The sequence below is a fragment of the Streptomyces sp. HD genome, assembly GCF_028369295.1.
In the GTDB taxonomy this organism is placed as follows: domain Bacteria; phylum Actinomycetota; class Actinomycetes; order Streptomycetales; family Streptomycetaceae; genus Streptomyces.
In genome coordinates, this window is record NZ_JAQMYP010000060.1 from 45,769 (window position 1) to 62,676 (window position 16,908).

A 16,908-nucleotide genomic window follows, 5' to 3' on the forward strand; every position below is an offset into this window, starting at 1 on the left:
CACGGAATTCGGGGTTCCCGCCCCCGATTGAGGGATCGTTTCACCCGTATGGATTAAAACTGCTCAAGCTGGAAGAAGGCGCCACGCCAGGCCCCCTACGGTCCACGAATGATGAGCAGCAGTCCGGAAATCTCGGCCCGCACCACCGGCGCCCATCGAGCGCACCGGGAGGCGCGTGATCGTGCGGCGGCGCGGACGGTGGCGCAGCGGCCGCCGGCGCGCTACGAGCCGTATCTGGACGGGCTGTTCACCTACTGTCTGTCCGTCCTGTGCGACCACGACGACGCGACCGCCGCCCTCGGCGACGCCCTCGCGCTCGCCGAGCGACGCGGGCAGCGGGTGCCGGAGGCCGCCGCGGACCGGCGTCCCTGGCTGTACGCGCTGGCCCGCTGGGCGTGTCTGCGCAAGCTGGCCGAGGCCAAGCAGAAACGTCAGGGCAGCCACGCGGCGAGCCGGCACGGCACCCATCGGCAGACGGGCCCGCGGGCCGAGGGGCCGTCCGTCGCCGAGGAGGTCCAGGAGCAGCGGCGCCGCGAACTCGCCCTGCTCGCCTGGCCGGAGGCCGCAGGCACCACCCCGGAACAGCGCGAGGCCCTCGAACTCGCCGTACGCCACCATCTCGCCGCCCACGAGGTCGCCGCCGTCCTCGGCATGGAGTCGGCCGCCGCCCGCGAACTGCTCGCCTCCGCCGCCTGCGAGGTGGAGCGCACGCGCGCGGCCCTCGCCGTCGTCGAGACCGGCGGCTGCCCGAGCGTCGCCCGGCTCACCGGCGACAACCAGCTCGTGATCGGCACCGCCCTGCGCCGCGAGCTCGTCCGGCACGTCGACGACTGCCCGCGCTGCCGCCGCACCGCCGAGCGCGCCGTTCCCGGCCGCTGGCCCGGCGCGACCGTCACCCCCGCCGAGCTGCCCGTCCTGGAGGCCCCGCGTCCGGCCGTGCAGCAGGCCCTGGCGCATCACTCGCGCGCGCGTGGCGCCGCCGTGCCGCGCTTCGACCGGCGTGGCTTCCCGATGGACCCGAAGGATCGTGCCGCCCGCAGGGACCGGCTACGCGCGCGTGCCGTCACCACGACCGTCGTCGCCACTGTCGTCGCCGCCCCGGTCCTCGCCCTGTGGGCCGCCTACCGGGGCGCCCCGACCGGCGAGGGCGTCGACGGGCACTCGGCCGGCGCGAGCCAGGCCCAGGGCCCCGGCAGCCTCGACGGAGCGGCGGCGGGCAGTGGCTACGAGAACGCGGGCAACGCGAGCCCGGAACAGGGGGACCGTTTCGGCAGTCGCGACAAACCAGGTGTCTCCGTCGAGGTCATCGGCGTCAGCGGCGCGGCCGGGAAGGGGGCCGGCCTCCTGGAGGTGTCGGCCGGGAACAGCGGCGACACCACGCTCGTCACCCTGACCGCGACGGGGCGCACGCCGGTGCGCTGGTCCGCGACCACCGGCGCGCACTGGCTGTATCTGAGCCGGTCGGCGGGAACGCTGGCGCCCGGCGAGTCGTTGACGATCAAGGTCCACGTCGACCATCTGCGCGAGCCGTCCGGGCGCTGGAGCGCGCGCGTGGCGATCTCACCCGCCGGCGCCGTCGTCTCCATCGAGGGCTACGGCACGGCCCCCGGCCCGTCCGGCCCGGGGCATGGCCCGGACCCCACCGACCCGTACCCCACCGACCCCACGCATCCCGGCGAGCCCACGGATCCCACCGACCCGGGGAGCCCCAGCGGTCCGCCGCCCTCGTCCTCCGAGCCCGATCCGACGCCGCCGACGACTCCGGCCCCGACCGATCCCATGCCCAGCGAGCCGCCGCCGTCGTCGCCCGATCCGTCCCCCACGGCCGGTGACCCGTCAGCGCCCGGCCCGTCCGGCCCGTCCGATCCGGGGGGTTCGCCGCCGTCCGGCGGCAGCGGTGAACCCAGCCCGTCGACGTTCTAGACCATGGGGCCGGCCGATCCAGGCCCGGCCTTCCAGGCCCTGCTAGTCCACCGGATCCGCCGGATGCGGTGCCAGCAACGGCAGCTGCGACGCCAGCCGCTCCTCGCACAGCTCGACCAGACGGTCGTAGCCCGCCTTGCCCATCAGCTCGGTCAGCTCCGCGCGGTAGGACACGTACACCGGGTCGCCCGCGCCGTGCGCCGAGGTCGCCGAGGTGCACCACCAGTGCAGGTCGTGGCCGCCCGGGCCCCAGCCGCGCCGGTCGTACTCACCGATCGACACCTGGAGCACCCGGGTGTCGTCGGGCCGGTCGATCCAGTCGTACGTCCGCCGGACCGGCAGCTGCCAGCAGACGTCCGGCTTGGTCTCCAGCGGCTCGCGGCCCTCCTTCAGGGCGAGGATGTGCAGCGAGCAGCCCGCGCCGCCCGCGAAGCCGGGGCGGTTCTGGAAGATGCACGAGCCGTTGAAGGGGCGGGTCTGGCGGTCGCCGTCCTCGTCCTCCGAGATCCAGCCGTGCTCCATGCCCTCGTCATGGTGCTGCCAGATCTCCGGCGTGAGCCTCGCCACATGCTCGGCGACCCGCTTCTCGTCGTCCTCGTCCGAGAAGTGCGCGCCCAGCGTGCAGCAGCCGTCGTCCGCGCGGCCCGCCTGGATGCCCTGGCAGCCGCTGCCGAAAATGCAGTTCCAACGGGAGGTCAGCCATGTCAGATCGCAGCGGAAGATCTGCTCGTCGTCCGCCGGATCAGGGAACTCCACCCATGCGCGGGCGAAGTCGAGCCCCTTCTCGTCCGGCTCCGGGGAGCCCTTCTTGGGCTTCTTCGACTTCGTGGCTGCCTTTGCCTGCGAAGAACCCGTGGCGGATTTGGCCGTCTTGTCGTTCTTCGCCTTTTTCGTCTTTGGCACGGGTCCAGAGTACGGCGTCCGTACCTGCGACTTCGAGGACGGAGGACCGGCCAGGTGGCAGTAGCGTTCCGTACATGAGACTCGGTGTCCTCGACGTGGGATCGAACACGGTGCATCTGCTGGTGGTGGATGCGCATCCTGGCGCGCGCCCGCTGCCCGCGCACTCACACAAGGCGGAGCTGCGCCTTGCCCAACTCCTCGACGACAGCGGGGCCATCGGCCCCGACGGGATCGACAGGCTGATCGGCGTCGTTCATGAGGCGCTGCAGGCCGCCGAGGACAAGGGTGTCGAGGAAGTCCTGCCGTTCGCGACGTCCGCGGTGCGGGAGGCCAGCAACGCCGATGACGTCCTCGCGCGCGTGAAGGAGGAAACCGGCGTTGAGCTGCAGGTTCTCACCGGTGCGGAGGAAGCCCGGCTGACCTTCCTCGCCGTCCGCCGCTGGTTCGGCTGGTCGGCCGGGAAGCTGCTGGTGCTGGACATCGGTGGCGGTTCCCTGGAGATCGCGTTCGGCATCGACGAGGAGCCGGACGCGGCCGTGTCGCTGCCGCTGGGGGCGGGGCGGCTCACAGCCGCGTGGCTGCCGGGAGATCCGCCGGACTCCGAGGACATACGAGCACTGCGGCGGCATGTGCGGGCGCAGATCGCACGCACGGTCGGCGAATTCAGCCGGTTCGGGGCGCCCGATCACGTCGTCGCCACGTCCAAGACCTTCAAGCAGCTGGCCCGCATCGCCGGTGCCGCGCGCTCCGCGGAGGGTGTGTACACCCAGCGCGAGCTGAAGCGGGAGTCCCTGGAGGCGTGGGTTCCGCGGCTCGCCGGGATGACCGCGGCGCAGCGTGCGGAACTGCCGGGTGTCTCGGAGGGGCGCGCGGGGCAGCTGCTCGCGGGGGCGTTGGTGGCCGAGGGGGCGATGGACCTGTTCGGCGTGGAGACGCTGGAGGTCTGCCCTTGGGCGCTGCGGGAGGGTGTGATCCTGCGGAAGCTGGATCATCTGTCGGTGACGTGACGTCTGCCTCCGGCGGTCGGGCCCGGGATGCGGGTGGTGGGGGTGCGCGTCCATGCCTGCGGCGGCCTGTTGATGTTCGGTGGGGGTTCGTGTAGCGCCTGCGGGTGTGTTGTGGGTCGGGGCCGTGCCGGGGGGTGTCCGTCCTCGGACCGGCGGCTGGACCTGGCCTGGAGGTTCTGTTTCTTGACGCCGGCCACTGCGGGCGGACACCCCCCGGCACGTCCCCTTCCCGCCGTACGCGGCTGCGGGCCCGTCGGGGAGGCGGTCGTGAACCCTGCCACACCGCCGGTTCGCGGGCCGGCTGCTGCGTCCCCGGCATATGCCCAGTTCGCACCTCTGAGCGCTGCTATGCGCCGTGGCGGGCCCGCATCCATCCGTGCCCCGGGGGCCTGTGCCGCCCCGTACTCTGTCCCTCGTGGCAGAACCAGTGGTGCGCATCCCGGATGCGAAGGTCGCCCTGTCGACGGCCTCGGTCTATCCGGAGTCGACGGCGACGGCCTTCGAGATCGCCGCGCGCCTCGGGTACGACGGTGTCGAGGTCATGGTGTGGACCGACCCGGTCAGCCAGGACATCGAGGCGCTGCGACGGCTGAGTGACTACCACCGGATTCCGATCCTGGCCGTGCACGCCCCGTGTCTGTTGATCACCCAGCGCGTGTGGTCGACCGATCCCTGGACCAAGCTCCAGCGCGCCCAGGCCGCCGCCGAGAAGCTGGGGGCCGGCACGGTCGTCGTGCACCCGCCGTTCCGCTGGCAGCGGCAGTACGCCCGGGACTTCGTCGCCGGTGTCTGGCGGATGGCGAACGAGACGGACGTGCGGTTCGCCGTGGAGAACATGTACCCCTGGCGCTATCGCGACCGCGAGATGCTGGCGTACGCCCCGGACTGGGACGTGACGAAGGACGACTACCGGCACTTCACGATCGATCTCAGCCATACCTCGACCGCCCGGACCGATGCGCTGCAGATGATCGACCGGATGGGGAGTCGGCTGGGGCATGTGCATCTCGCGGACGGCAGAGGGTCGGCCAAGGACGAGCACCTGGTGCCCGGCCGTGGTAACCAGCCCTGCGCCGCGGTGCTGGAGCGGCTCGCACTGACCGGCTTCGACGGTCATGTCGTCATCGAGGTCAACACCCGCCGCGCGATGTCCGGCGCCGAACGCGAGGCCGACCTCGCCGAGGCCCTCGCCTTCACGCGGCTGCATCTGGCCTCCGCGGTGAAGGTGCCCCGGCCGTGACCGACGCCACCTCGGGCCGGGGCGGGGTCGGCTCCCGACGCCGTGGCCGCCCCCCTCGTACGGAATCCGCCGACACGCGCGACCGCATCCTGGACGCGGCCCGCGAGGAGTTCTCCGAGCGCGGCTACGACAAGACGTCCGTGCGCGGCATCGCCAAGTCGGCCGGTGTGGACTCCGCCCTCGTGCACCACTACTTCGGCACCAAGGAGCAGGTCTTCGAGGCGGCCGTGGAGGTCGCCTTCGCGCCCGCCCTGAAGGTGCGGGACGCGGTGCTGGAGGGGCCGCTCGACGACGTCGGGGAGCGGATGACCCGCACCATCTTCGGGCTCTGGGAGAACCCGGTGACCCGCAAGCCGCTGCTCGCGATCGTGCGGTCGGCGGTCAACAACGACGCCGCGGCATCCGTCTTCCGGCGGCTGGTCACCGCCCAGCTGATGCGCCGTATCGCCGGCGAGATCGACGCTCCGGACGCCGAACTGCGCGCCGAGCTGGCCGCCGCGCAGCTCGTGGGCGTCGCGATGATGCGGTACGTCATCAAGATCGAGCCGATCGCGTCGGCCGACGCGGAGCAGATCATCGCGCGGGTGGCGCCGGTGGTGCAGGGGCATCTCACCGGGCGGTGACCCCTCCGGGCGGCTGATCGTGGCTCTTCGTGGCTTCTCGTGGCTGTTCTGCGAGACATACGTCCCGTATTGCGGACACCTCGTCCCGCCCACTGGATGACCGGCGTACGCTCGTTAGCAGTCAGAAGTCTCTGATCGCATTCTCTGCAGTCCCTGAAGGAGCGAGCGACGATGCCCGAGCTGAGGTCCCGCACAGTCACCCACGGCCGCAACATGGCGGGCGCCCGCGCCCTTATGCGCGCCTCCGGTGTACCCGGTGCGGACATCGGCCGGAAGCCGATCATCGCGGTGGCGAACTCCTTCACCGAGTTCGTGCCCGGCCACACCCACCTCCAGCCCGTCGGCCGAATCGTCAGCGAGGCGATCGTCGAGGCCGGCGGCATCCCGCGCGAGTTCAACACGATCGCCGTGGACGACGGCATCGCGATGGGCCACGGCGGCATGCTGTACTCCCTGCCGTCCCGCGACCTCATCGCGGACAGCGTGGAGTACATGGTCGAGGCGCACTGCGCCGACGCCCTGATCTGCATCTCCAACTGCGACAAGATCACCCCGGGCATGCTGAACGCCGCCCTGCGGCTCAACATCCCCACGGTCTTCGTCTCCGGCGGCCCGATGGAGTCCGGCCGCGCGACGCTGGTGGACGGCACGGTCCGCACCCTCGACCTGGTCGACGCGATCTCCGACGCCGTGAACGACAAGATCTCGGACGAGGACATCCTCCGTATCGAGGAGAACGCCTGTCCGACCTGCGGCTCCTGCTCCGGCATGTTCACCGCCAACTCGATGAACTGCCTGACCGAGGCCATCGGCCTCTCCCTGCCCGGCAACGGCTCGGTTCTCGCCACGCACACGGCCCGCAAGGCCCTGTACGAGGACGCGGCCCGCACGGTCATGGACATCACCCGCCGCTACTACGAGCAGGACGACGACACCGTCCTGCCGCGCAACGTCGCCACCTTCGCGGCCTTCGAGAACGCCATGGCCCTCGACATCGCGATGGGCGGCTCCACCAACACGATCCTGCACCTGCTGGCCGCCGCCCAGGAGGCGGGCGTGCCGTTCGGGCTTGAGCAGATCGACGCGGTCAGCCGCCGTGTGCCGTGCCTTGCGAAGGTCGCGCCCAACGTCGCCAAGGACCGCACGTACTACATGGAGGACGTGCACCGCGCCGGCGGCATCCCGGCCCTGCTGGGCGAGCTGCACCGCGCCGGACTGCTCAACGAGGACGTGCACGCCGTCCACAGCCCGTCCCTGTCGGACTGGCTGAAGACCTGGGACGTGCGCGGCGGATCCCCCTCGCCGAAGGCCGTCGAGCTGTGGCACGCAGCCCCGGGCTGTGTCCGCTCCGCCGAGGCCTTCTCCCAGTCCGAGCGCTGGGAGGCGCTCGACGAGGACGCCGAGGGCGGCTGCATCCGCAGCGCCGAGCACGCCTACTCCAAGGACGGCGGCCTCGCGGTCCTCAAGGGCAACCTCGCCGTCGACGGCTGCGTGGTGAAGACCGCGGGCGTGGACGAGTCCATCTGGACCTTCGAGGGCCCGGCGGTGGTCTGCGAGTCGCAGGAAGAGGCCGTCGAGAAGATCCTCAACAAGCAGGTGAAGGACGGCGACGTCGTCGTCATCCGCTACGAGGGCCCCAAGGGCGGCCCCGGCATGCAGGAGATGCTCTACCCGACCTCCTTCCTCAAGGGCCGGGGCCTCGGCAAGACCTGCGCCCTGATCACCGACGGCCGCTTCTCCGGCGGCACGTCCGGACTGTCCATCGGGCACGCCTCCCCGGAGGCCGCGTCCGGCGGCACGATCGCCTTCGTCGAGGACGGGGACCGGATCCGCATCGACATCCCCAATCGCACGATCGAGTTGCTCGTCGACGATGCGGAACTCGCCCGCCGCGAGCAGGCGTTGAACGGCGCGTACGCCCCGAAGAACCGCGAGCGCAAGGTGTCCGCGGCCCTGCGCGCCTACGCCGCGATGGCGACCAGTGCGGACAAGGGCGCGGTGCGGGATGTGAGCAAGCTGGGCTGATACCTGGTGCGGGGTGTGAGCAAGCTGGGCTGATGCCTGGTGCGGGACGTGACCAAGCTGGGCTGAGCCCGGTGCTGTGCCGACCGGGCCGGGTGATGACGCCCGGATCGCAAGGGGCCGTCTCTTCGGGAGGCGGCCCCTTCGCGTGTCACCAGGCCGACGGGTCCCGTCCGTCGACCGCGAACACCGTGCCGTCGGGTGCGGAGGCGTAGACCCGGCCGTCGGCGAGCACAGGTTCCGGCAGGTCGGACGCCACCCGGTCCGACTCCGTGCCGAGCCGGGTCGGTGTCTGGCCCAGCAGCCGCCCGCTGCGGGCGTCCACGGCGAGCAGCCGGCCGTCCGGCGTGCTGACGTACACATGCCGTCCGTCCGTGACCGGCGACGACGTGCGGAGCACCGCTGTCTCCAGGGTCCAGAGCTGCTCGCGCGCCGCCATGTCGACGGCGACCAGCGAACCGGTGTCGCCCACGAGATAGACGACGTTCCCGCGCACGGTGCCGTGCGCCGTCTGCAGCCGACGGGACAGCGACACGCGCCGCGAGGTCCGGTCGGCGGGGGAGTAGCGGACGACGGCATTCGTGGCGCTGTAGATCCGGTCGACGGAGAGGAGGAAGACCGATCCGTCCGACGTGCCGACCGGCTTCAGCGTCCCCTTCAGTCGGGCGTCCCAGCGCACGTCACCCGTGGCCGGATCGATCGCGGTGACCCGCGTGCTCGACCCGCTCGATCCGCTCGATCCGCTCGACCCACTCGCTCCGTCGTCCGATGTGCTCGTCGCGTACGCCAGCGGATCCCCGGCGAAGGAGACGAAGTACGGCGCCTTGTGCCCCGGCACCGGGCGGCTCCACTTCGTCTCGCCCGAAGCGCCGTCCACACCGGTGACCGTGCCGTCGGCGCCGCTGAGCAGCACCATGCCGCCGACGGCCTCCTGCCCGTAGTACGCGGGCACGCTCCGCTGCCAACGTGCCTTGCCCGTAGCCGGATCGAGCGCCTCCAGCCGACGGCCCTGCCCTGACCACGGGTGCACGAGGCCGCCCGCCGCGGCAGGCGGTGCCTTCACTCCCAAGGTGCCCGCGTTCGACGTGTTCACCGGGTGCCGCCAGAGCTGCCGGCCGTCCAGCGGGTCGAGTGCGAAGACGAGCGCGCCCTGGGCACACAGCACCTTGCCCGCCCCGTACGAGCACATGGGCATGCCCTTCTTGGGCGCCGGCGCCGCAGCCCACCCGTCGAACCCGGCCGACGTGGTCCGAGGGCTCGTGCCCGTCGGCGCCGGCTCCCCGCCGAGAAGCTGCACGGAGGCCAACGCGACGACGGCAGCGAGTCCGACGGCACCGGCCCCGAGGGCCAGCAGCCTGCGCCGACGCCTCCCGGCCGCCGCTCGTTCGGCCGCACCTCCGACGCCGGGCTCCACCCCCGACCCAGATCTCGCCCCCGCCCCCGGATCCGGCTCTGGCTTGGGCGGTCTCTCACTCGCCCGCTGCGCCGGAATGAACGCCTGCGTGTCGTACGACGCCGCAACCGACCGCAGCTCCCGCATCAACTCGTCGGGCGTGGGCCGGTCCTCGGGCTCCTTGGCGAGGCACCGCAGCACGAACGGCGCGAGATTCGCCGGTACGCCCGTCAGGTCCGGCTCGTCATGCACGACCTGGTAGGCGACGACGTAAGGACTGTCGGAGTCGAACGGACCCCGCCCCGTCGACGCGTGCACCAGCACGGACCCGAGCGCGAAGATGTCGGCGGCCGGCCCGACCTCGCGAGGACGCCGGAACTGCTCGGGCGCCATGAAAGGCGGCGTACCGATCAACTTCCCGGTCTCGGTACGCAGTTCGCTGTCCTTTGGCCGAGAAATACCGAAGTCGATGACCTTCGGCCCGTCATCGGCGAGCAGCACATTGCTCGGCTTCAGATCCCGGTGCACCACGCCGACCCGGTGTATGTCGCGCAGCGCCTCCGCCAGTCCGGCCATCAGCCGCCGCAGCTGCGCCGGTTCCATCGGCCCGTTCCGCTTCACATGGTCGGAGAGCGTCGGCCCGGGGATGAACAGCGTCGCCATCCAGGGCCGTTCGGCCTCGGGATCAGCGTCCACGACAGGCGCGGTGAAGGCCCCGCTCACCTTGCGCGCAGCGCCGACCTCCTGCCGGAAACGCCCTCTGAACTCGGGATCGCTCGCGAACTCGGCATGTACGACCTTCACCGCGAGCTGCATGCCCGAGGTGCTCCGCGCCAGATGTACGACGCCCATGCCGCCGGACCCCAGACGTGACTCCAGGCGGTAGTGACCGGCGTATTCGGGAAGTTCCGCTTCCGCGCCCGCTCCGGCGTTCTGCTGTGGCGCCATGGGACCACCCCCGTGCTGTTCGTCCGCGCGCGCGACGCACGGAGCCTAGTCGATGACTCGTACGAGACAGAGGCGGCTTGCTAGCCTCCATGTTCCAAACGCGCACATGTGTGCTTGGCGTGATTTGGGGGAATCAACGGGACCCCATGGGAGTCATGGGGATCAACGGGGGAGGTTTTTCATGTCCATGGACCGTGCTGGAGAGATCGAGAGAGCCGACGGGGCCGAGGGCGGCGGCGAGGCCACGGTCGTCACGACACTGGCGGCCAAGGCGGCTACGACCACGGCACTGAGCTCGTACCCGGTCGCGCCGGGCGTCCGCCTGAACGTCCGCCGGGGCCCCGGCACCCAGTACCCGGTCGTCCGCGTCCTCTCCGAGGGCGCCAGAGTCACGATCTACTGCCAGACACCGGGCACGAGCGTCACCGGTCCCTACGGCACCACGAACATCTGGGACAACATCGACCAGGGCGAGTTCGTCTCGGACGCCTACGTGAACACAGGCAGCGACGGCTACGTCCGCCCACGCTGCTCTTGAGGGCGGCGGTGGCTGGCGGGGCGGGCTGATCCTGGCGGCCAACTCGCTCCCGGCTGAACCGGGCGGGGCTCGACTGTTGTCGGCGGGGTTCGGCTGATCCGGCAGACCCCGCTGACCTTGGCGGCGCCAGGTTGCTCCCGGCGGATCCGGGCGGGATCGGTCGATCCGGCAGGGCTCGGCTGAACCCTGCGAGGCCTGTCCGATCCTGGCGGGGCCAGTTGCTCATGGCTGGCCCGGCTGGTCCGGCAGGGCCCGGCTGATCCCGGCGGGGCTTGGGTATCCGGTGAGGCCTGGCCGGTCTCGGTCGAGCCCGGCCGGTCTGGGTCGAACCTGCCTGGTCTCGGCTGATCCCGGTCGAACCCGCCTGGTCTCGGCTGATCCCGCATCATCGGGACTCCGGTTCGTCGGAACCCGCACAGAGCCCGCGGCAGTACCGGAGCCATAATCGACGCGTGAGCGAGAAGAACGGCACCCCGGCCACCCCCGCGGGCTCCACGGGCCCCCGCCCCGAGCCCCTCCGCTTCTTCGGCACGACCTGGGTCGACCACGGCAACGGCTACACCGCCCGCCGCATCGCCGTGGCTGTCGGCTCCCTCGCCACCGCGGCCGCCTCCTGTCTGGTCCTGCGCTTCGCCTACGAGGGCATCCAGATCGCCGCCATCGGCAGCTTCGTCACCGTCCTGGTGGTGGTGATGTTCGCGGTGTGCAGCGCCCTCGCCTTCCGCCACACCTGGGATGCCTTCACCAAACGCCCCGACCCCGACCGCCACGCCAGCCTCCGCAGCCTCCTCATGATCGGCTTCGTCGGCTCCCTCCTCGCCTACTTCTTCCGCTCCCTCATCGAGGCCCCCGGCGAGAAGCTCCACCGCGAGGAATACGAGGCAGCCCGCAAACAACACCAGACCCGCACGACCCGCCGCACCGGCAACCCGACGAAGAAGCGCCGCCGTGATTAGCGAGGGCTGCCGCACATAGCCGGACCTGCCGCACACGGGCACGCCGCACACGGCCTGGGCCGCCCCGCACCTGGGCACGGCTGCGCCGCACCTGGGCAAGGCTGCCCCGCACCTGGGCAAGGGCGTGCTGCACATACGCAGGAGTGTGGTGCGCACGGCCGGGGTTGCCGCACTTGGTCAGGTGCGCGGCAGGCGCGCCTAGCGAGGGCCGCTCCACTCGGCTACGCCCCACCCCACCCCACCCCACCCCACCCCATCGCATCCCATCCCATCCCACTCCACATCACCCGATCTCTCCGCAGACTCGGTGCACACCCCACCAACCCGAGCCACCATGGCCATATGACGGCCCCTTCCCACACCGACCGCGCCCGTTCCTTCGACGCCGCAGCAGCCCAGTACGCCGCGAACCGCCCCTCCTACCCACCCGCCCTATTCGAAGCGATCGAGCAACTCGCCGGCCGCCCCCTCACCGGCGCACGCATCATCGACGTGGGCGCGGGCACAGGCATAGCCACCGCCCTCCTCCACGCGCGCGGCGCCGACGTACTGGCCGTGGAACCCGGCGACGGCATGGCGGCCCAGTTCCGCCGCAGCCACCCCGACATCCCGATCGTCCGAGGCAACGGCAACGCCCTCCCCGTCGCCACCGCCTCCGCCGACCTCATCACCTACGCCCAGGCCTGGCACTGGACCGACCCCGCCCACTCGGCCCCGGAAGCCCTACGCGTACTGCGCCCGGGCGGCGCGCTGGCCCTGTGGTGGAACACCACCACGCTCGACATCCCGTGGCGCGCGGCGCAGGCGGCCCGCATCGACCGCCGCTTCGGCGCTCACCCCGCCGTCGAGCGGAACGGCAGCGGCGCCCGAGCCGCCCTCGCCGACCCCACCGGCCACCTCGCCTTCACCCGCCGCAAGGTCCGCTGGAGCCGCCGCGTCCCCGTCGACACCCACCTGGCGAACATCGGCAGCCACTCGATCTTCCTGGTCCACGGCACAAGGGCGACCACCGCCTTCCTCACCGAGGAGAAGCAGCTCCTCCTCAAGGCCTTCCCGGACGGAATCATCGAAGAGACCTACGACGTGGACCTCCTCGTAGCCACCACCCCGTGACCTCCCCACCTCCCCAGCCCTCCCACGCCCACAGCCCCCACCGCCCCCCTCCACCCACCGCCCCCCCTCCACCCACCGCCCCCCTCCACCCACCGCCCCTCCACTTACTCCCCCTCGACGCACCGCCCGCTCTCACCACCACCCCCAAATCCGCCCCCCGGCGCTTGACGGCATACCCCCACCGGAGCATTATTCACCGCATGATGAATTATTCGTCCACCCGATCCGAACCCCCGGACGACCCCGCCATCCAGGCCAAGGCCCTCACCGTCGTACGCGGCACCCGCCAAGTACTCCGCGACCTCGACTTCACCGTCCCCCGCGGTCAGATCACCGGCCTGCTCGGCCCGTCCGGCTGTGGCAAGACGACCCTCATGCGCGCGATCGTCGGCACCCAGGCCAAGGTCACCGGCACCCTCGACGTACTAGGCCGCCCCGCAGGCCACCCCACCCTGCGCACCCGCATCGGCTACGTCACCCAAGCCCCCTCCGTCTACGACGACCTGACGATCCGCCAGAACCTCGCCTATTTCGCCGCGATCCTCGACCCCGGCCACGCGGCCGCCGACCGGCGCCACGAGAACGTCACCCGCGCCATCACCGACGTCGACCTCACCAGCCACGCCGACGCCCTGGCCGGCAACCTCTCCGGCGGCCAGCGCAGTCGCGTCTCCCTGGCGGTCGCCCTCCTCGGCACCCCCGAACTCCTCGTCCTGGACGAACCGACGGTCGGCCTCGACCCGGTCCTACGCCGCGACCTCTGGAACCTCTTCCACGACATCGCAGCCTCCCGCGGCGCCACCCTCCTCATCTCTTCCCATGTCATGGACGAGGCCGAGCGCTGCCACCGCCTTCTCCTCATGCGCGAGGGCGAGATCCTCGCCGACGACACCCCGGACGCCCTCCGCACCCGTACACGCTCCGAGACCGTCGAGGCGGCCTTCCTGCACCTGGTCGACGAGGCGGTCGCCGCCGCCCGCGCGAAGGAGACCACGCGATGACCACGACGAGCACGACCAGCACGCTCCGGCCCGCCCCGGCCGGCCCCCTGAGCCCAGCTCGCACGACCGCCACCGCCACCCGGGTCCTGCGCCAGCTGCTCCACGACCCGCGCACCATCGCGCTGATGCTCCTCGTCCCCTGCGTGATGCTGTTCCTGCTGCGCTACGTCTTCGACGGCAGCCCGCACACCTTCGACAACATCGGCGCTTCCCTCCTCGGGATCTTCCCGCTGATCACGATGTTCCTGGTCACCTCCATCGCCACCCTGCGCGAACGCACCTCGGGCACCCTCGAACGCCTCCTCGCCATGCCCCTCGGCAAGGGCGACCTGATCGCCGGCTACGCCCTCGCCTTCGGCACCCTCGCGATCATCCAGTCCGCCCTGGCGACCGGACTCGCCCTCTGGTTCCTCGGCCTGGACGTCACCGGGAGCCCCTGGCTGCTTCTGCTCGTGGCCCTGCTCGACGCGCTCCTCGGCACCGCGCTCGGACTCTTCGTCTCGGCCTTCGCGGCCTCCGAATTCCAGGCCGTCCAGTTCATGCCGGCCGTGATCTTCCCCCAGCTCCTCCTCTGCGGCCTCTTCACTCCCCGCGACAACATGCACCCGGCCCTTGAGGCCATCTCCAACGTCCTCCCCATGTCCTACGCGGTCGACGGCATGAACGAGGTCCTCAAACACACCGACATGACCGCCAACTTCGTCCGCGACGCCTTGGTCGTGGCCGGCTGTGCCCTGCTGGTCCTGGGCCTGGGCGCAGCGACCCTGCGACGCAGGACGGCATGACCGCCGCGGGACCGGGCCCCGTCCGCCCACCGGACACGCCACTTCGAACGAGGCCCTCGGTGGGAGGATGAACCCGGACGACGCAACCCCCGGAGGGCACCCCAGCCATGACCCAGAAAGTCGCAGTCCTCGGCACCGGCAAGATCGGCGAAGCCCTGCTCAGCGGAATGATCCGCGGAGGCTGGGCCCCGGCCGACCTCCTGGTGACGGCCCGCCGCGCAGAACGAGCCGATGAACTCCGCACCCGCTACGGAGTCACCCCGGTCACCAACGCGGAAGCCGCCAAGACGGCCGACACCCTGATCCTCACGGTCAAGCCGCAGGACATGGGCACCCTCCTCGACGAGCTCGCCCCGCACATCCCCGCCGACCGCCTGGTCATCAGCGGAGCCGCAGGTATCCCCACCTCCTTCTTCGAGTCCCGCCTCACCGCGGGCACCCCGGTCGTCCGAGTCATGACGAACACCCCGGCCCTCGTCGACGAGGCCATGTCCGTCATCTCCGCCGGCAGCCACGCCAGCGAAGCCGACCTCGCGCACGCCGAGGAGATCTTCGGCGCCGTAGGCAAGACGCTCCGCGTCCCCGAGTCCCAGCAGGACGCCTGCACCGCCCTCTCCGGCTCCGGCCCGGCGTACTTCTTCTACCTGGTCGAAGCCATGACCGACGCCGGCATCCTCCTCGGCCTGCCCCGCGACAAGGCGCATGACCTGATCGTCCAGTCCGCGATCGGCGCCGCGACGATGCTCCGCGACAGCGGCGAACACCCCGTCAAGCTCCGTGAGAACGTGACGTCCCCCGCCGGCACCACCATCAACGCCATCCGCGAACTTGAGAACCACGGCGTACGAGCCGCCCTCATCGCCGCCCTCGAAGCCGCCCGCGACCGCAGCCGCGAACTGGCTTCCGGCAGCAACAACAAGTGACGCCCGGGGCCGCCCCAGCCGAGGGGCGGCCCAAGCGCACCCCTAGACAGTCACCCCGATATCCGCAGCGACACCCGCACCTGCTGCCGCCGGCAGCAACCCGATCGCCCGATACGCGGCATCCACGGTCGGCCGAGCCATCGCCCGAGCCCGCTCCGCACCATCCCGCAGCACCCCCTCCACATAGCCAGGATCCGCGCACAGCTCCCTGTGCCTCTCCTGCACGGGCCTGAGGACCTCGACCACGGCCTCCGCGGTGGCTGACTTCAAAGCTCCGTACGATTCATATACACCGCTCAGGTCCGATGGGTTCCCACCCGAGCACGCCGCCAGAATCTCCAGCAGATTCGCCACCCCCGGCCGCGCCTCCCGGTCGTACACGACCTCCCGCCCACTGTCGGTCACGGCCCGCATGACCTTCCTCCGCACCACGTCCGGCTCATCGAGCAGATAGACGATCCCCGGCCCGGAGTCATCGCTCTTACCCATCTTCGAGGCCGGATCCTGCAGATTCATCACCCGAGCCGCCACCTGCGGGGGAGTGGCCCGAGGGACCACGAACGCATGCCCGTACCGCTGGTTGAACCGCACCGCGAGATCCCGTGCGAGCTCCACATGCTGTGTCTGATCGTCCCCGACCGGCACCTCGTCGGTCCCGTACGCCAGGATGTCCGCAGCCATCAGCACGGGATACGTCAGCAGCGACAGCCGCACACTCCCGCCCCGCACCCGCTCCCGCGCGGCCTTCTCCTTGTACTGGATCATCCGCCGCATCTCACCGTCCGTGGCCACGCACTCCAACACGTACGACAGTCGCGCGTGCTCATCCACATGACTCTGTACGAAGACGGTGCACAGCTCCGGATCCAGCCCCGCCGCCAGCAGCAACGTCGCCGCCTGCCGACTGAGCCTGCGCACCCGCGCCGGATCGTGGTCCACGGTCAGGGCGTGCAGATCGACGATGCAGAACAGCGCGTCGGCCTGGTGCTGATCGACGGCAGCCCACCGCCGGATGGCCCCCAAGTAGTTCCCCAGCGTCAGATGCCCGGTCGGCTTGACCCCACTGAAGACCCGCGTCATCTCTTCTCCACCTCCTGGTCGAGGCCGCCGTCCCGGTCGGCCGACCCCCTGGAGCTCCGGAGGGAGATACGAGAACGGCCGCCGAGGCGGCGGCCGTTGAGTGCATACGTGAGTACGGCCGCCGTCAGGCGGCCCACCACAACTGGGTGCACGTACGCGTAGTCATGCCTCTCAGGCTACGCCCCCGGGGTGTCGCCCGGCGTGAAGTTGACACGCCTCGACCCGATCCGTACTGTTCTCCGAGTTGTCCGACGTGAGCGCCGACTCCGGTCGGTCCCCGGACAGCCATTCCGCAGGTACCAACCATCATTCGACGACAGTCGATCTGTCTGCCGTCGTGTCATTGGCATGCGTATTTGCGTAATGAGGAATCCGCGTTCGAAAGGACGCAGCCCCCGATTAGGCCGGGAGCGAGGAATCCGCTAAAGTCTCACTCGTCGGAACGGCCCAACA

At 71.0% G+C, this 16,908-nt stretch carries 14 protein-coding genes; 11 read left to right on the forward strand and 3 right to left on the reverse strand.

Annotation, left to right across the window (positions count from 1 at the left end):
• Positions 1 to 108: 108 nt before the first annotated feature.
• Complete coding sequence (locus POF73_RS39075; protein WP_272124095.1) at positions 109 to 1,923, forward strand: BACON domain-containing protein; 1,815 nt, start codon at positions 109 to 111, stop codon at positions 1,921 to 1,923.
• A gap of 42 nt (positions 1,924 to 1,965) precedes the next feature.
• On the opposite strand, the gene POF73_RS39080 is transcribed toward POF73_RS39075, so the two are convergent.
• Complete coding sequence (locus tag POF73_RS39080) at positions 1,966 to 2,826, reverse strand: hypothetical protein (protein WP_272124096.1); 861 nt, start codon at positions 2,824 to 2,826, stop codon at positions 1,966 to 1,968.
• Between the two features lie 74 nt (positions 2,827 to 2,900).
• Between POF73_RS39080 and POF73_RS39085 the strand changes: the two genes are divergently transcribed.
• The 4 genes from POF73_RS39085 to ilvD all read left to right on the forward strand — a co-directional run bounded on the left by POF73_RS39085 (position 2,901) and on the right by ilvD (position 7,721).
• Positions 2,901 to 3,833: a Ppx/GppA phosphatase family protein gene (locus POF73_RS39085; protein WP_272124098.1), complete on the forward strand. Its 933-nt coding sequence runs from the start codon at positions 2,901 to 2,903 to the stop codon at positions 3,831 to 3,833.
• Between the two features lie 415 nt (positions 3,834 to 4,248).
• Positions 4,249 to 5,073, forward strand: coding sequence for a sugar phosphate isomerase/epimerase family protein (locus POF73_RS39090; protein ID WP_272124100.1), 825 nt, complete (start codon positions 4,249 to 4,251; stop codon positions 5,071 to 5,073).
• On the forward strand, positions 5,070 to 5,696 hold the full coding sequence (locus POF73_RS39095; protein WP_272124101.1) for a TetR/AcrR family transcriptional regulator: 627 nt from the start codon (positions 5,070 to 5,072) through the stop codon (positions 5,694 to 5,696). The genes POF73_RS39090 and POF73_RS39095 overlap by 4 nt, the downstream gene beginning before the upstream one ends.
• A gap of 171 nt (positions 5,697 to 5,867) precedes the next feature.
• On the forward strand, positions 5,868 to 7,721 hold the full coding sequence (gene ilvD, locus POF73_RS39100) for a dihydroxy-acid dehydratase (RefSeq protein WP_272124102.1): 1,854 nt from the start codon (positions 5,868 to 5,870) through the stop codon (positions 7,719 to 7,721).
• A gap of 148 nt (positions 7,722 to 7,869) precedes the next feature.
• Here ilvD and POF73_RS39105 read toward each other — a convergent pair whose 3' ends face one another.
• The gene (locus tag POF73_RS39105) at positions 7,870 to 10,059 is read right to left on the reverse strand and encodes a serine/threonine-protein kinase (RefSeq protein WP_272124103.1); all 2,190 of its coding nucleotides are present in this window, start codon (positions 10,057 to 10,059) and stop codon (positions 7,870 to 7,872) included.
• A gap of 181 nt (positions 10,060 to 10,240) precedes the next feature.
• On the opposite strand from POF73_RS39105, the gene POF73_RS39110 reads away from it, so the two are divergent.
• The 6 genes from POF73_RS39110 (at position 10,241) to proC (ending at position 15,375) form a co-directional block, all read left to right on the forward strand.
• On the forward strand, positions 10,241 to 10,597 hold the full coding sequence (locus tag POF73_RS39110) for an SH3 domain-containing protein (RefSeq protein ID WP_272124104.1): 357 nt from the start codon (positions 10,241 to 10,243) through the stop codon (positions 10,595 to 10,597).
• Positions 10,598 to 11,049: 452 nt separating this feature from the next.
• On the forward strand, positions 11,050 to 11,553 hold the full coding sequence (locus POF73_RS39115) for an EamA/RhaT family transporter (RefSeq protein ID WP_272124105.1): 504 nt from the start codon (positions 11,050 to 11,052) through the stop codon (positions 11,551 to 11,553).
• A 342-nt stretch (positions 11,554 to 11,895) separates the two neighbouring features.
• Positions 11,896 to 12,666, forward strand: a complete 771-nt coding sequence (locus tag POF73_RS39120; RefSeq protein WP_272124106.1) for a class I SAM-dependent methyltransferase — start codon at positions 11,896 to 11,898, stop codon at positions 12,664 to 12,666.
• 200 nt (positions 12,667 to 12,866) lie between these two features.
• Positions 12,867 to 13,667, forward strand: coding sequence for an ABC transporter ATP-binding protein (locus tag POF73_RS39125; protein ID WP_272124107.1), 801 nt, complete (start codon positions 12,867 to 12,869; stop codon positions 13,665 to 13,667).
• Positions 13,664 to 14,452 (forward strand): ABC transporter permease, encoded by a 789-nt coding sequence (locus tag POF73_RS39130; protein WP_272124108.1) that lies wholly within the window; start codon positions 13,664 to 13,666, stop codon positions 14,450 to 14,452. Before POF73_RS39125 ends, POF73_RS39130 begins: the two co-directional genes overlap by 4 nt.
• Before the next feature lie 107 nt (positions 14,453 to 14,559).
• Positions 14,560 to 15,375: a pyrroline-5-carboxylate reductase gene (gene proC / locus POF73_RS39135; protein WP_272124109.1), complete on the forward strand. Its 816-nt coding sequence runs from the start codon at positions 14,560 to 14,562 to the stop codon at positions 15,373 to 15,375.
• 42 nt (positions 15,376 to 15,417) lie between these two features.
• On the opposite strand, the gene trpS is transcribed toward proC, so the two are convergent.
• Positions 15,418 to 16,455 (reverse strand): tryptophan--tRNA ligase, encoded by a 1,038-nt coding sequence (gene trpS / locus POF73_RS39140; protein WP_272124110.1) that lies wholly within the window; start codon positions 16,453 to 16,455, stop codon positions 15,418 to 15,420.
• Positions 16,456 to 16,908: the final 453 nt, after the last annotated feature.

Bases quoted from the DNA above. Each gene is read 5' to 3' on its own strand.
- trpS (WP_272124110.1), bottom strand. From the start codon at position 16,455: ATGACGCGGGTCTTCAGTGGGGTCAAGCCGACCGGGCATCTGACGCTG.
- POF73_RS39130 (WP_272124108.1), top strand. From the start codon at position 13,664: ATGACCACGACGAGCACGACCAGCACGCTCCGGCCCGCCCCGGCCGGC.
- POF73_RS39110 (WP_272124104.1), top strand. From the start codon at position 10,241: ATGTCCATGGACCGTGCTGGAGAGATCGAGAGAGCCGACGGGGCCGAG.
- ilvD (WP_272124102.1), top strand. From the start codon at position 5,868: ATGCCCGAGCTGAGGTCCCGCACAGTCACCCACGGCCGCAACATGGCG.
- POF73_RS39120 (WP_272124106.1), top strand. From the start codon at position 11,896: ATGACGGCCCCTTCCCACACCGACCGCGCCCGTTCCTTCGACGCCGCA.
- POF73_RS39105 (WP_272124103.1), bottom strand. From the start codon at position 10,059: ATGGCGCCACAGCAGAACGCCGGAGCGGGCGCGGAAGCGGAACTTCCC.
- POF73_RS39125 (WP_272124107.1), top strand. From the start codon at position 12,867: ATGATGAATTATTCGTCCACCCGATCCGAACCCCCGGACGACCCCGCC.
- proC (WP_272124109.1), top strand. From the start codon at position 14,560: ATGACCCAGAAAGTCGCAGTCCTCGGCACCGGCAAGATCGGCGAAGCC.
- POF73_RS39085 (WP_272124098.1), top strand. From the start codon at position 2,901: ATGAGACTCGGTGTCCTCGACGTGGGATCGAACACGGTGCATCTGCTG.
- POF73_RS39075 (WP_272124095.1), top strand. From the start codon at position 109: ATGATGAGCAGCAGTCCGGAAATCTCGGCCCGCACCACCGGCGCCCAT.